The organism is Pseudomonas sp. NPDC089406, from assembly GCF_044900265.1.
Classification (GTDB): Bacteria; Pseudomonadota; Gammaproteobacteria; order Pseudomonadales; family Pseudomonadaceae; genus Aquipseudomonas; species Aquipseudomonas fakonensis.
On the sequence record NZ_JBJDNC010000059.1, the window covers coordinates 16,523 to 31,098 of the forward strand.

The 14,576-nt window shown below is 64.7% G+C and carries 13 protein-coding genes; 6 read left to right on the plus strand and 7 right to left on the minus strand.

Features of this window, described 5'->3' with window-relative positions; translation table 11 throughout:
* Positions 1–41 precede the first annotated feature (41 nt).
* Entirely contained in the window at positions 42–1,097 is a 1,056-nt protein-coding gene (locus tag ACI2KK_RS26715; protein ID WP_404671317.1) for a tetratricopeptide repeat protein, read from the plus strand.
* Between the two features lie 16 nt (positions 1,098–1,113).
* Here ACI2KK_RS26715 and ACI2KK_RS26720 read toward each other — a convergent pair whose 3' ends face one another.
* The 3 genes from ACI2KK_RS26720 to hppD all read right to left on the minus strand — a co-directional run bounded on the left by ACI2KK_RS26720 (position 1,114) and on the right by hppD (position 4,840).
* Complete coding sequence (locus tag ACI2KK_RS26720) at positions 1,114–3,123, minus strand: ATP-binding protein (protein ID WP_404671318.1); 2,010 nt, start codon at positions 3,121–3,123, stop codon at positions 1,114–1,116.
* Between the two features lie 28 nt (positions 3,124–3,151).
* A complete protein-coding gene (locus ACI2KK_RS26725) occupies positions 3,152–3,589 on the minus strand; it encodes a nucleoside deaminase (RefSeq protein ID WP_404671329.1) in 438 nt (145 codons plus the stop codon).
* Between the two features lie 174 nt (positions 3,590–3,763).
* Positions 3,764–4,840, minus strand: coding sequence for a 4-hydroxyphenylpyruvate dioxygenase (gene hppD, locus ACI2KK_RS26730; protein ID WP_404671319.1), 1,077 nt, complete (start codon positions 4,838–4,840; stop codon positions 3,764–3,766).
* Between the two features lie 312 nt (positions 4,841–5,152).
* Here hppD and ACI2KK_RS26735 point away from each other — a divergent pair, with 312 nt between their 5' ends.
* Together ACI2KK_RS26735 and rarD are read left to right on the plus strand one after the other, a co-directional pair.
* Positions 5,153–6,739, plus strand: a complete 1,587-nt coding sequence (locus ACI2KK_RS26735; protein ID WP_404671320.1) for an EAL domain-containing protein — start codon at positions 5,153–5,155, stop codon at positions 6,737–6,739.
* 29 nt (positions 6,740–6,768) lie between these two features.
* Complete coding sequence (gene rarD / locus ACI2KK_RS26740) at positions 6,769–7,656, plus strand: EamA family transporter RarD (RefSeq protein ID WP_404671321.1); 888 nt, start codon at positions 6,769–6,771, stop codon at positions 7,654–7,656.
* On the opposite strand, the gene ACI2KK_RS26745 is transcribed toward rarD, so the two are convergent.
* A complete protein-coding gene (locus ACI2KK_RS26745; RefSeq protein ID WP_404671322.1) occupies positions 7,619–9,190 on the minus strand; it encodes a TerC family protein in 1,572 nt (523 codons plus the stop codon). The two genes, rarD and ACI2KK_RS26745, sit on opposite strands and share 38 nt — an antisense overlap.
* Before the next feature lie 262 nt (positions 9,191–9,452).
* Between ACI2KK_RS26745 and ACI2KK_RS26750 the strand changes: the two genes are divergently transcribed.
* Entirely contained in the window at positions 9,453–10,037 is a 585-nt protein-coding gene (locus ACI2KK_RS26750; RefSeq protein WP_404671323.1) for a LysE family translocator, read from the plus strand.
* 265 nt (positions 10,038–10,302) lie between these two features.
* Here ACI2KK_RS26750 and ACI2KK_RS26755 read toward each other — a convergent pair whose 3' ends face one another.
* Positions 10,303–11,085, minus strand: a complete 783-nt coding sequence (locus tag ACI2KK_RS26755) for an AraC family transcriptional regulator (protein WP_404671324.1) — start codon at positions 11,083–11,085, stop codon at positions 10,303–10,305.
* Positions 11,086–11,095: 10 nt separating this feature from the next.
* A complete protein-coding gene (locus ACI2KK_RS26760; RefSeq protein ID WP_217885151.1) occupies positions 11,096–11,638 on the minus strand; it encodes a helix-turn-helix domain-containing protein in 543 nt (180 codons plus the stop codon).
* Positions 11,639–11,791: 153 nt separating this feature from the next.
* Between ACI2KK_RS26760 and ACI2KK_RS26765 the strand changes: the two genes are divergently transcribed.
* Together ACI2KK_RS26765 and ACI2KK_RS26770 are read left to right on the plus strand one after the other, a co-directional pair.
* Positions 11,792–12,574 carry an aldolase gene (locus ACI2KK_RS26765; RefSeq protein WP_404671325.1) on the plus strand — a complete coding sequence of 261 codons (783 nt, stop codon included), beginning with the start codon at positions 11,792–11,794 and terminating at the stop codon, positions 12,572–12,574.
* 33 nt (positions 12,575–12,607) lie between these two features.
* Positions 12,608–13,498: a dihydrodipicolinate synthase family protein gene (locus ACI2KK_RS26770; RefSeq protein ID WP_404671326.1), complete on the plus strand. Its 891-nt coding sequence runs from the start codon at positions 12,608–12,610 to the stop codon at positions 13,496–13,498.
* 77 nt (positions 13,499–13,575) lie between these two features.
* Here ACI2KK_RS26770 and ACI2KK_RS26775 read toward each other — a convergent pair whose 3' ends face one another.
* Positions 13,576–14,223 carry a hypothetical protein gene (locus tag ACI2KK_RS26775; RefSeq protein WP_404671327.1) on the minus strand — a complete coding sequence of 216 codons (648 nt, stop codon included), beginning with the start codon at positions 14,221–14,223 and terminating at the stop codon, positions 13,576–13,578.
* Positions 14,224–14,576: the final 353 nt, after the last annotated feature.

Consider the following 14,576-nt stretch of genomic DNA (forward strand, 5'->3'; position numbering starts at 1 on the left):
CCTGTCCCAAGCTCTGCCCTTCCCCTGCCACGGACCGCACGATGCCCAGACGCCGCCTACTGCTGATCGCCTTGTCACTACTGATCCTGGTGCCCGGCGTGCTCAGCTACCTGTGGCGTACCCCGCAGCCTGCAGCGCCGGTACTGCCGCCCCACAGCTACGCCAAGGCCCTGCGCCAGGCGCACGATGGCCAGCCCGGCGCGGCGCGGGTGCTGTACCAGCAATTGCAACGCAGCGACCTGGCGCCGATCCGCCGCGCGGCGCTGTATGCCGAACTGCCCAACTACCCTTCGCCCCAGGCCCTCAAGCTGGCCCGCCAGGACCTTGAGCACGACGACCCCATCGTGCGCCGGGCGGCCATCAACAGCATTCAGCGCTTGCTGCCGGCCGCCCAGCGCAGCTTGGCGCTGGGGCCGTTGCTCGAAGACGACGAGCAAAGCGTGCGCTTTGCCGTGGTAGACGCCCTGCTGGGGCTGGACCCGGATGACATCGGCCTGTATTTCGGCCCGCTGCAGGAGGCGCTGGAGCAATACCAGCAAACCCTCGAGCAACAACCCGACGATGCCGCCGCACAAGTGCACCTGGCGCGCCTGTACATGCACGAGCAGGCCTATGCTCAAGCCTCTGCAGCCCTGGAGCGCAGCCTGGCACTGGCCCCCGAAGGGCTGGATGCACTGGCCACCCAGGTGCGCCTGCTGGAGCGCCAGGGCCAGCACGACGCGTCCCGCCAGGTGCTGGCCAAGGCCCTGGCCCTGCGCCCGGACTCGGCGTTTCTGCAATACCAGCTGGGCCTCTGGCTGAGCCGCCACGAGCAACACGAGTACGCCCTGCTGGCGTTGTCCCGCGCGGTGGAGCTGGAGCCGGACAACAGCGACTACCGCTACACCCTGGCCGTCACCCTGCATCGCCTGGAGCAGGTCCAGGCCGCCCAGCAGCAACTGGAGACCCTGCTCAACCGGCAGCCGGCCAACCGCCGGGCGCGGGTGCTGCTGATCCAGTACTGGAAGGAGACCGGCCAATTGCAGAACGTGCAGATACTGCTGGCCGAGCTCGAGCAGCAGAACCCCGATGACCCGGTGCTGCAGCAAGGCCTGTGAAAAGTTGAAGCGAAGTTCAATCGCGCAGCATGTGCTGCACTTGCCGGTTGAGCGTTTCCAGCGAGAACGGCTTGCGCAACAAGGCTGTGCCAGGCTGATCGAGCACCGCCTGCTCGATGGGCTCTCCGGTAAAACCGGTGATGAACAAAATCTTCTGCGCCGGCTCGATCATCCGCAGCGCCCTGGCTACCTGGCTGCCGCTGAAACCACCGGGCAAGCCGATGTCCGTGATCACCAGCTCGAACGGGCCGGCGCTGCGGAACTGCCCCAGCGCGGCATTGGCGTCACTGACATCGTCCACCACATAGCCACGCTCCACCAAAGCCTCTTTCATCAGCCCGCGCAGGTTGACTTCATCGTCCACCAACAGCAGCCGCTCGCCCCTGGCAGGTTTCGGGTCGGGCGTAAGGTCTGCCTGCTCCGGCAGAACCCCTTGGTAGCGGGGGAACATCATCACCACCCGCGCGCCCTGGTCAATGTGCGACTCGATCCACATCTGCCCGCCTGACTGGCTGACGAACCCGTGCACCATCGGCAAGCCAAGCCCGGCGCCCTGCCCCAGGGCCTTGGTGGTGAAAAACGGCTCGAACGCGTGGGCCAGGTCCTCGGCCGACATGCCGTGGCCATCATCCTCCAGCTGGATGGTCACATAATCACCGGCAGGCAAGCCCGGCCGTACCTCGCTGGCGACGCTCATACGCTCGTTCAGCGTACGGATCGACAGCTTGCCGCGCCCCTGGCAAGCCTCCCGGGCGTTCGCGCAAAGTTGCAGCACGGCAGTACGCAGCCGCTCCGGGTCCAGTTGCACCGGCCACGGCGACATGTCGAGTTCCCAGCTCAGCAGCATCTCGCTGCCCAAAGTCTGCTGCATGGCGGGTTGTGCCTCACGCATCAGCCGGTTGACGTCCAGTGCGCTCGGCGAAAGCGGTTGGCTGCGGGCAAACGCCAGCAAGTTGTGGGTAAGGCCAATGGCGCGCTCGGCACATTCGCGAGCCATGGCCACATAGCTCTCCAGGCTCTCGATGCGCCCTTGCAGCAGGCGCCGCTCCAGCAACTCGAGGCTGCTGCCAACACCGCTCAACACGTTGTTCATTTCATGGGCCAGCCCGCCCGCCACCTTGACCACCGAGTCCATGCGGCGGCTTTCACGTACCGCAGCTTCGGCAAGGCGCTGCGCGGCATTGCGGGTTGCGGTGATCTCCCGGCCAACCAGGGTCGGCATGGCCTGACCAGGTATGGTGTGCCAGGAAAACCAGAGGTAGTAGCCATCAGCATGGCGCGCACGGGCCTCGAAGGTGGACGCGACATCGCCGTTCTGCAACGCGGCAAGCGCCAGCACAGCCTCGGTGCGCTCGCCCGGGTGCAGCAGCTCCGGCAACGACACCTCGGGCCGCCGCCCCTCACCCCAGCCCAGCGTGCGCTGCCAGGCAGGGTTGCTCAGGTGCACATGCCGTTCGGCATCGAGCACCACCATCACATCGGGCGACAGTTGCCAGGTGTGCTCGCTGTCGGCCAGGTAAGTGCCCAACTGCGCTTCGAATGACTGGGCGCGTTCCTGCCACTCGCGCAGCGCCTCGGCATTGGCCGAGGCAGCGATCATGGTGTGCAGGAAACCTGCGACCGCCCCCTGGTCGTCGCGAATCGGTGAGTAGTAGCAATTGAACTGTGCCGCTGCCCCGCTCCTCTGGCGCCCTGCAGGTAACGGCACGTCTTCGACCAATGCCCCGCGCCCTTCCAGCGCCTGGAACACGGCCGCCCCCACGCTTTCCCAGGTCTCCCCCCAGAGGTCGTGAAAACTGCACCCTTGGCGGGCAACGACCGGGTAGGAATCATTCAGGATCACGCTCAGTTCCGGCCCCCACACCAGCGCACAGGGGAACGGCGACAGCTGCAACATGTCGACGGCAACACGCAGCGTCGCCGGCCAGTGGGATAGCGGCCCGAGCGCGGTGCGGCTCCAGTCGGTGGCGGCGATACTGGCGCTCAGCGCAGGCACGCTGCCGGGCTCCGGTGCCAGGTGGATCATATTGATCGCACCTGCCAGGTCTCGACTGTCAGTGGCCAATATCTTCATTCCACAGTTGCGGTTGCGCTGCGATGAAATTCTGCATCAATGCCTTGCAGGTGGCGTCGTCATGCACCTGTAGCCGCACACCCCGATCGCGCAGCAGCTTTTCTTCGCCCATGAAGGTCGAGTGCTCGCCGATCACCACATGGCGAATGCCATACAGCAGGATCGCGCCGCTGCACATGGCACAGGGCGACAGGGTGGTATAGAGGGTAGCTTCACGGTACACCCTGGCGGGCCGGCGGCCGGCGTTTTCCAGGGCGTCCATTTCGCCATGCAGGATGGCGCTGGCGTTCTGTACCCGGCGGTTGTGGCCACGCCCGATGATCTTGCCGTCATGCACCAGCACCGAGCCGATCGGTATGCCGCCTTCCTCAAGCCCCAGACGCGCTTCGTCGATGGCGGCCTGCATGAATACGTCGATAGCCTTTTCCATGGGTACGCGTTCCTTGACGAGGCAGGTTTTCGGCAGCCTAGCACATCGCCCGGCGGCCATGGGGCCGGCACAACGTGTGGCCGATAGCAGCGCGGGGCAAGGCCGCCCCCACGCCGCGTGGGAGCGGGCTTGCCCCGCGATTAACTGTGGTGGTGACGCGTGTCAATCGGTGCTCAGCACCCCGCGGCGCACCTGGTCACGCTCGATCGACTCGAACAGTGCCTTGAAGTTGCCCTCGCCAAAGCCATCGTCGCCCTTGCGCTGGATGAACTCGAAGAACACCGGGCCAAGCAAGGTTTCCGAGAAAATCTGCAGCAGCAGGCGCTTGTCGCTGGAATCCGATGCGCCATCGAGCAGGATTCCGCGGGCCTGCAACTGGTCCACCGGCTCGCCATGGCCTGGCAGGCGCTCTTCGAGCATTTCGTAGTAAGTCTGCGGCGGTGCGGTCATGAAGCGCATGCCCAGGCCCTTGAGGGCGTCCCAGGTCTTGAGCAGGTCGTCGGTGAGGAAAGCCACGTGCTGGATGCCTTCGCCGTTGAACTGCATCAGGAACTCTTCGATCTGCCCGGCGCCCTTGGACGACTCTTCGTTGAGCGGGATGCGGATCATGCCATCCGGGGCGGTCATGGCCTTGGAGGTAAGGCCGGTGTACTCGCCCTTGATGTCGAAGTAGCGGATCTCGCGGAAGTTGAACAGCTTCTCGTAGAAGCCGGCCCAGTAGGCCATGCGCCCGCGGTACACGTTGTGGGTCAGGTGGTCGATGATCTTCAGGCCCGCGCCCACCGGGTTGCGCTCGACGCCTTCGATGAACTTGAAGTCGATATCGTAGATCGAGCTACCCTCTTCATAGCGGTCGATCAGGTACAGCGGCGCGCCGCCAATACCCTTGATCGCCGGCAGGCGCAGCTCCATCGGGCCGGTTTCGATCTCTACCGGCTGGGCGCCCAGCTCAAGGGCGCGGGCGTAGGCTTCGTGGCTGTTGCGCACACGGAAGGCCATGCCACACACCGACGGACCGTGCTCGGCGGCAAAGTACGAGGCCAAGCTGTTGCGTTCGTTGTTCAGGATCAGGTTGATGCCACCCTGGCGATACAGGTGCACATCCTTGGAGCGGTGCGTGGCCACCTTGGTGAAGCCCAGTATCTGGAATACCGGCTCCAGCACGCCAGGGGTCGGCGAGGCGAGCTCGATGAATTCGAAGCCTTCAAGGCCCATCGGGTTTTCGAAGATATCTGCCATGTTCGTGTCCTCATCTACAGCGCAAAAAACGGTTATCGGGTGCTTGCGATGCCGAATTGCAGAGGGGGCGAACAGGGGATGCCGCGCACACTGCGGGCGAGGTAGTCACCAATGATCAGCTTGAAGCCATGGTTTGTCATAGCGACCCATTCCAGGCGGGCTTGATCCCCCGGTATTGGAGGACCTTATTGTTGTATTCGTAACCGGATTCTACATTGCGTAAACATAATTGTCGCCATCAAGTTAGCGGCCTGGCCCGACAAACGGCTATCCTGTGCATCAGTCCCCGCTTGCCACAAGGTTCACCCTGCCATGCCGCTTACCGCCCGCCGCCCTGCCCGCTGGAGCTGGCGTACCCTGTTGCCCTGGGCCGTGGCTGTGCTGCCGCTGCTGTGCGGCCTGGCGGTGATGCGCTGGCAAACCGAACACGAACTGCAAGCCAGCAGCCGCGCCACCGCCACCGAAGTGTCGGAACATATCGAGACGATACTCGCCAGCCTCTCGACCGCCGCCAACCAGTTGCTGCCCAAGGCCGGCCAACCCTGCGCCGAGGTGCAGTTGGCATTGCGCGTGGAAGTCACCCGCAATGCCTTCGTCCGCTCCACCAACCTGTTCGACCACAACAACCTCTATTGTTCTTCGCTGTTCGGCGATTTCGACGAGCCGGTGCAGGTGAATGACTACACCGACGGTCAACTGTGGCTGATGGACGGCAACTCGGTCACCCCAGGCCAGGCGTTGCTGGTGTATCGCGCAAGCCAGGGCTCACGCGGGGCGATCACCACGGTGGACGGGCGCCACCTGCAAAGTGCCCTGCGCCTGATCGGCAAGGGTGAAGCACTGCAGATTCAAGTGGGCAAGCACTGGATGGGCGAAGACGGCGTGGTCCGTGACGGCGCACCACCGCTGGCAGCCAGCGCAGCGGTAAGCGTAGCCTCCAGCCGCTACCCGTTCAGCGTGCATGGCGGGTACCCGGCAGACAAGCTCGGCGAGGTACTGCGCGCCCGTTACCCGGCCCTTTTAAGCCTGCTGTTGCTGCTTGGCGCCTTTGCCGGGGCGGTATGCCACTGGCAGATCCGCCGGGCCAACTCGCCGCGGGCCGAGCTCGACCGGGCGTTGCAGGCCAATGAGTTCCTGCCCTACTTCCAGCCGGTGGTGCGCAAGGGCGACTACCGCTGGGCCGGCGTCGAAGTGCTGATGCGTTGGCGCCACCCCAGCGAAGGACTGGTGCGCCCCGACCTGTTCATCCCCTACGCCGAGCACAGCGGGCAGATCGTCGCGATGACCCGCGCGCTGATGCTGAACACCGCTCAAGGCCTGGCGCCCCACGCGGCCTTGCTGGAAGACGGTTTTCACGTTGGCATCAACATCACCGCCGACCACTGCCGCGACCTCGGCCTGCTCGACGACTGCCAGGCCTTTCTGGCGCACTTCCCGCCCGGGCGCGTGGTGCTTACCCTCGAGCTGACCGAGCGCAAGTTGATCGAACCCACGCCGGTCACCCTGGAGCTGTTCGATAAGCTCAACGCCATGGGCGTGATGATCGCTTTGGACGACTTCGGCACCGGCCAGTCCAGCCTCAACTACCTGCGCCAGTTCAAGATCGACTACCTGAAGATCGACCAGAGTTTCGTCGCCATGATCGGCGGCGACGCGCTGTCGCAGCACATTCTGGACAGCATCATCGAGCTGTCGGGCAAACTGGCGCTGGGCATCGTCGCCGAGGGTGTGGAAACCGAGGTGCAACGCGACTACCTGGCGCGCCACGGCGTGGACTTCCAGCAAGGCTACCTGTTCGCAAGGCCCATGCCCCTGGCCGAGCTGCTGCTGGCACTTGCCTCGCACCCCGGCAGCCCGCGGTTGCCGCAGGGCGCGGCCCCTGAGATCATGCGCGGCTGAGCCACCCTTCCCCCGTTTTCGAGGCATTCGTGTCAAAAGGTATTTTGTCGTCGGTCATGGCGTCCTGTCTGTTCGCCGTGATGTATTACTACACCTCCTTCCTCACCCCGCTGGATGGCGAGGAGATCTTCGGCTGGCGCACGTTGCTGACACTGCCCTGCCTGACCTTGTTCATGCTGGTGTCCAAAGACTGGAAACGCGTCGGTGAACTGCTGGGGCGGGTACGCCAGGCGCCCGTTCTACTGCTGGGCATGGTCGGTACCTCGTGGTTGATGGGGGTGCAGCTGTGGCTGTTCCTGTGGGCGCCGCTGCACGGGCGCAGCCTGGAAGTGTCGATGGGCTACTTTTTGCTGCCGCTGACCATGGTGCTGACCGGGCGGTTGGTGTACGGCGAGCGCTTGTCGCGCCTGCAGACGGTGGCAGTGGCCTGTGCGGCCATCGGTGTGGGCCACGAACTGTACCAGCACGGCAGTTTCGCCTGGGAAACCTTGCTGGTGATGATCGGCTACCCGATCTACTTCGTGCTGCGCCGGCGCTGCCGCACCGACCACCTGGGTGGCCTGTGGTGCGACATGTGCCTGCTGCTGCCCTGGGCGCTGTACTTCGTCATTCAGGGCCCGCTGTCAGCGGCAGACCTAGCCGAACACCCAGGGCTTTACGGGTTGATCCCGCTGCTCGGGGCGATCAGCGCCTGCGCCCTGATCGCCTACGTGCTGGCCAGCCGCATGTTGCCGTTCAGCCTGTTCGGTTTGCTCAGCTACGTCGAGCCCGTGCTGCTGGTGGCCGTTTCCTTGCTGCTGGGCGAGACCATCGGCCCCGACCAGTGGCTGACCTACCTGCCGATCTGGGCCGCCGTGTTGGTGTTGATCCTCGAAGGCATCAAGCACCTGCTGCGTCAGCGTCGGCGCCCGGTGTAAGGCGCACCTGGCGCACCCGGCGCTCCTCCACCGCCACCACGGTCATGCTCCAGCCGTTCCACGCCAGGTGGTCACCGACCACTGGCAGGCGGTCCAGCAGGCTCATCACCAGGCCCGCAAGGGTCTGGTAGTCCTCGGTGGCACGGGCGGCAAAGCCGGTACGGGCCTGCACCTGAGCCAGGTTCAAAGCGCCGCTGACGACGAAACCACCGTCCTCCTCGACCACGCCGGGGCCCTCCACCTCGCTGGCGTCGGGCAGTTCGCCGGCGATCGACTCGAGGATGTCGGTCATGGTCAGCACGCCGGTGAAATCACCGAACTCGTTGACCACGAAGGCAATGTGCGTCGACTGCCCGCGCATCTGCTCCAGGGCGTTGAGAATGCTGAAACTCTCCAGCAGATTCAGCGGCGCCCGGGCCAGGGTTTCCAGGTCGGGCTGGCTGCCGGCCAGCAGCTCCTTGAGCATTTCCTTCTTGTGCACGAAGCCCAGCGGTTCTTCGCTATGGCCGTCACGCAGCAGCGGCAGGCGCGAGTACGGCGAGTTGACCAGCACCTGGGTGATGGCCTCGGCCGGTTGCGACAGGTCGATCACATCGACCTCGGCGCGCGCGGTCATCACCGTGCGGATCGGCCGTTCGGCCAGGTTCAGCACGCCGCTGATCATCACCCGCTCGCGGCGGTCGAACACCACCTGCTCCTCACCACCTTCGACCAGGTCGGCAATCTCTTCGCCTACCTCGTCGGCCTCCAGCCGGCGCCCGCCCAGCAGGCGCAACACGGCATGGGCAGTGCGCTCACGCAGCGGCCGGTGCTGCTGCACGCTGCGCTTGCGGCGGGCACGGGCCAGCTGGTTGAACAGCTCGATCAGCAGCGAGAAGCCAATGGCCGCGTACAGGTAGCCTTTGGGGATATGGAAGCCCAGGCCTTCGGCGGTCAGGCTGAAACCGATCATCATCAAGAAGCCCAGGCACAGCATGATGACCGTGGGGTGTTCGTTGACGAAGCGGGTCAGCGGCTTGCTGGCGACGATCATGATGCCGATCGAGAAGATCACCGCAATCATCATCACCGACAGGTGCTCGACCATACCTACCGCCGTGATCACCGCGTCCAGCGAGAACACCGCATCCAGCACCACGATCTGCGCCACGATCGGCCAGAACGCCGAATGGCGTACCGCGCCGGACGACTGCGCCACATGGCCTTCCAGCCGTTCGTGCAGCTCCATGGTGGCCTTGAACAGCAGGAACACACCACCAAACAGCATGATCAGGTCGCGGCCCGAGAAGCTCTTGCCAAACACCTCGAACAGCGGCGCGGTCAGGGTGACCATCCACGAGATACTGGCCAACAGGCCCAGGCGCATGATCAGCGCCAACGACAGGCCGATCACCCGCGCACGGTCACGCTGATGGGGCGGCAGTTTGTCGGCGAGAATGGCGATGAACACCAGGTTGTCGATACCCAGCACCAGCTCGAGGACGATAAGCGTCAGCAGGCCCAGCCAGGCCGTGGGGTCGGCTAGCCATTCCATTAGCGGGTACTCACAGGGGAAGCGTCACAGGGACGGGGGAAGGATGGCCGGGACGGCCAAGGACTGGGGGGCTCCGCGAAGGTGCTCATAGATACCTGGATCGAAAAAAGGGAATGAGATCCTACAATCGAAGCAGGTCTTTCTTACAGCGCGAAACTATTACAAAACCTGTAACAGGTACACCGGGGCATTTTTGTTCAATACCCAAAGCCCGTCGGGCCGCCATGCTGGCGCCCTCTTCAGCGAAATAAGGAAAGCCCCCATGAGCCTGTCACTGTCCATGGCCGCCTTCGCCCTTGCGGCGTCCATTTCCCCCGGCCCGGTCAATATCGTCGCCCTCGGCAGCGGCGCCCGCCATGGCCTGCGCGCAAGCCTCGGGCATGCCGCCGGAGCCACCCTGGGCTTTTGCCTGCTGCTGGTGCTGGCCGGTTTGGGCCTGCACGAACTGCTGCTGCGCTGGCCGCTGCTGGGGCAGTTGCTGCATTGGGGCGGCGTGGCATTTTTGCTGTACATGGCCTGGAAGCTTGCCTGCGACGATGGCCGGCTTGGCGATGATCGCCAGGCCAAGGCACCCAGCGCCTGGCAAGGGGCAGCCATGCAGTGGCTGAGCCCGAAGGCCTGGCTGGCGGCGGTTGCCGGTATTGGCGCTTATGTGGGCAGTGAACAGCAGTTGTTGTGGCTGTTCACCTGGATCTACGGGCCGATCTGCTTCGTCTCGGTGGCCAGCTGGGCCTGGGCCGGCAGCATGATCCGCCAGTATTTGGGCGAGCCTAGGCGGCTGCGCCTGTTCAACCGCGGGTTGGCCGGTTTGCTGGTGGCGAGCGCCGGGTACCTGATGCTGGGTTGAAGCCTTGCCGATTGCGGCACAAGGTCTACAGGGTGGCGCAAAGCCTGAACCAAACGCTGTACCTGTAGGAGATCACCCAGCCCTTCGGGCTGCGCTGTCGCGCAGAGAACTGGGCACGAGCCCGCCGCTCCCACAGGCCCCTGCTAAATCAATGAGTTGTAGTTTGTTCTATGAGAGCGGGCTTGGCCCGCGAACACCGGCGCAGCCGGTGCCAGGCTACGCAGCCCTATGCCCGACAGCTCTGCCCAAGAATATGTGCTGCCACTTACAGCGCATCCCGGTAATGCCCAGGCGTCATCGCCAGATGCTTCTTGAACGCCCGCTGCAGATGCGCCTGGTCGGCAAAGCCTGCCTCCAGCGCCACCTCGGCGATGGGTCGGCCCAGGCGCAGTTGGGCCCGGGCATGCTGCACCCGCTGATCGAGCAGGTAACCGTGGGGCGTCAACCCAAAGCGCTTGCCGAAGGCGCGAGTCAGGTAGGCGCGGGACAACCCCACCGCCTGGCACACCTCGTCCACGCTCAACGGGTCGAGGCGGTGGGCACGAATGAACGCGGCGGCCATATCCAGGCGCGGATGCGCGACCACAGGCTTGCCTTTGGCGGTATCGAGCAAACCCGGCAAATCGTCGAAAAAAACGCTCAGCATGGCGGCTTTCGCTGCAGCCTCACCCACCTCAAACAACCCGGCGAACACTTCCAGCATCCGCCCGTAAAGCGCCGGTGAAGTGCTCAGCGTCGCCTGCGGCAGGGCAAAGCCTTGTGCCAGCAGCCATGGCAGGTCGACGAACAGCATCAGGTACGACCAGGGTTCGCCCTGCACAGGGTTGCAGCTATGCACCACCCCGGGGTTCATCAGCACCGTGCTACCGGCAGCCACCAGGTGCTGCCGCTCGCCCGTGAGGTAAGTGCTACGACCACCAGTGATCACACCGATGGAGAAACTCTCGTGGGCGTGGGGCGCATAGCACACCTTGCGCCCGTCGCCCACGCGGCGGGCCTCGACAAAGGGCAATGCCGGGTCACGCCAGAACCGCGAAACCTCGATCATTGCCCTGCCCTCACCCTTCGCCGCCCTGCACCACCACCAGCAACTGCGCCTGCTGCTCGCCCACCGAGCGCAGGCGGTGCGGGGTCTGGGCATTGAAGTGCAGGGCATCGCCGGCCTCCAGCAGCACCCGTTCGCTCATGAAGTCCACCTCGACCTGGCCTGCGTGGACGAACAGAAATTCCTCACCCTCGTGTTCCTTGAAAGTCGGGTCGCTGAACTCGGTAGGCGGCTGGATCAAAAACGGCAGCAGGCTGCGCTGGCCCACCTGGGAGGTCAGCACCGCATAGCCCGGGCCCTCGCCGCCACCCACCAGCGCCTGGCGTTCGGCGCTGCGCACCAGGCTGTAGCGGGCCTGGCCTTGCGATTCATCGGCGAACAGCTCCTCGACGTTGACGTTGAGCGCCTTGGCCAGCTTCAGCGCTGCCGCGATCGACGGCGTGTTCAGGCCACGCTCCACTTTCGACAGGTAGCTCTTGGTCATGCCGGACTTGTCGGCCAGCAGCTCAAGGGTGATGCCCAGTTTTTTTCGCAGCAGTTTCAGTCGGTTGGACATGTGACGCGGATTTCCCGGAAGAACGCACTTGCGCATGACACATTGTGTCATGTAGTTTTGTTTGTGTCATCTGACCGGTCACCCCTCCACCGTCGAAAGCAAAGGGGCGCCCGGACCTGACTTCCATCCATTCGCCACGCAGGATTGATCCCAATGGCCGATACCCTGACACACAGCAAGCAGCAGCTGGTGCAAAAAGCACTGACACAGATGCAAGGCACGCTCGCGGATAATACGTGGACTGTGCGTGAAAAGCTGGCCCTGACCTGCCGAATTCTGTTCGACCATGGCCACGATTCGGGCCTGGCCGGGCAGATCAGCGCCCGCGGCCCGCAGCCGGGCACCTTCTACACCCAGCAACTGGGCCTGGGCTTCGACGAAATCACCGCCGGCAACCTGCTGCTGGTCAACGAAGACCTCGAGGTGCTCGAAGGCCAGGGCATGCCCAACCCGGCCAACCGCTTCCACAGCTGGGTGTACCGCGCCCGCCCGGATGTGCACTGCATCATCCACACCCACCCCACCCACGTGGCCGCGCTGTCGATGCTGGAAGTCCCCCTGCAGGTGTCGCACATGGACCTGTGCCCGTTGTACGAGGACTGCGCGTTTCTCGAAGCCTGGCCGGGCGTGCCGGTGGGCAACGAGGAAGGCGAGATCATCAGTGCGGCGCTGGGCAGCAAGCGCGCCATCCTGCTCTCACACCACGGCCAGTTGTCGACCGGTACCAGCATCGAGCAGGCCTGCGTGTATGCGCAGTTGATCGAGCGGGCCGCACGCCTGCAGTTGCTGGCCATGGCCGCCGGCACCATCAAGCCGATCGACCCGGCGCTGGGCCGCGATGCCCACGACTGGATCGACCGGCCCAAGCGCCACGGCGCAGCCTTCAACTATTACGCCCGGCAGGCGCTGCGCCAGCACGCCGACTGCCTCGCCTGACCCATACTTGCCTTGCCTGCGGAGCTTCAAACCATGACTAGCAAATTTCACGGCATCATCGGCTACACCATCACCCCGTTCAGCCATGACGGCGAACAACTTGACCTGCCAGCCCTGGGCCAGTCCATCGATCGCCTGATCGAAGGCGGCGTGCATGCCATCGCGCCATTGGGCAGCACCGGCGAAGGCGCCTACCTGAGCGACGGTGAATGGCAGCAGGTCGCCCAGTACAGCCTGGAGCGCATCGGCCAGCGCGTGCCGAGCATCGTCAGCGTCTCCGACCTGACCACCGCCGGCGCGGTGCGCCGCGCGCGCTTTGCCCAGCAGCACGGCGCCGATGCGGTGATGGTGCTGCCGGCCGCCTACTGGAAGCTCAGCGAGGCCGAGATCGTCCAGCACTACCGCAGCATCGGTGCGGCCATCGACCTGCCGATCATGCTCTACAACAACCCCGCCACCAGCGGCACCGACATGCCGGTGGAGCTGATCCTGCGCATCGTGCGCGAAGTGCCCAACGTGACCATGGTCAAGGAGAGCACCGGCGACATCCAGCGCATGCACAAGCTGCAAGTGCTCGGCGAGGGCCAGGTGCCGTTCTACAACGGTTGCAACCCCCTGGCGCTGGAGGCGTTCGTCGCGGGTGCCAGCGGTTGGTGCACGGCGGCGCCGAACCTGATCCCGGCATTGAACCTGGGCCTGTATGAAGCGGTGCAGGCCGGCGAACTGGAGCAGGCCCGGGCGCTGTTCTACCGCCAGTTGCCGCTGCTGGACTTCATCCTCAAGGGCGGCTTGCCGGCCACCATCAAGGCCGGGCTTGGCCTGACCGGGCTGCCGGTGGGTGAGCCTCGCCGGCCAGTGTTCGGGCTGAACGAGCAAGGGCGCGCAACCTTGGCGGCGCTGCTCGAGCAACTGCGCGAAGGTTGAGCCTGATCGCCGGCAAGCCGGCTCCTACAGGGTGTGCGCAAGCCCTGCAAGGGCCGGCTTGTCGGCGATGGCGCCGGTCAGTCGCACACCCGCTCCGGCGCCACAACCCCCACCAGCGGAAACGGCACCGTCAACCTGCCCTGCCCCTCACCGAACGCCACCAGCTTGCGCACATCGAAGCGGCACACCGGCCGCGCGTTATCCCCCTGCCCGATAGCCCCCATACCAATGGTGACCTCGTAATCGTGCCCTGCCTCGAGGGTGTAGACCCGCGCATCCGCCGCACAGTACACCCCGCGCCCCAACGAGGTACCTGCACCGGCGCCAAAAGTGGCGAACTGGAAGGGTACGTTGGCGGGCACCCTGTACTCGGCGACCACTTCTTCATAACGCCCTTCGGCCATGCGGATGGTCGGCGTGAGGCTGAGCAAGGGGGCGGAGGTTCGTTCGGGCATGCCGAGTTTTGGGGGGGATACGGGGTACTGCGGGTAGTTTTGCAGTGGCTTGCCCGATGAGAAGCGGCCCGCCGATACCATTTCGTGGCGGACCTTGGGCGCGCACTTGCCGGTCATGGGGTCGCCGAACACGTCGGAGTTGCTGATGATCCTTACCTTGGCGCTGGGGGCCGAGGTTGGCGGCTCTACGTAGGGCTGGGTCTGAAAGCCCGAGCAGCCGGTCAGGGTGGCGAGCAGCAGGGTGCCCAGGGATGGCGAAACCTTGGTCATTGGGGCTCCTGGTGGGGCATGAGGGGGCGTTGGCGGGGTGGGTAATGGTAATTAGCCAGCTTGGGGGTGGTCAAATTTGGGCGGGGTTCGGGTTCGGGTTCGGGTTCGGGTTCGGGTTCGGGTTCGGGTTCGGGTTCGTAGTCCATGGTGATTGCTTTTGGAGATGCATGCGCATTCATTGACGATAGAGGCTGTTCGTCACCTTTCCGCCCTTACGGCGGGTTACTTTTTTTCTTGGAAAAAAGTAACCAAAAACCGCCTGCTCCCCTCATCCGGCCCCCTACGCTGCGCTTCGGGGGTTCCCTCGCTCCGGGCTTGCTCCGGAGGTACGCGCCGACGGGCCGTCCCTGGCC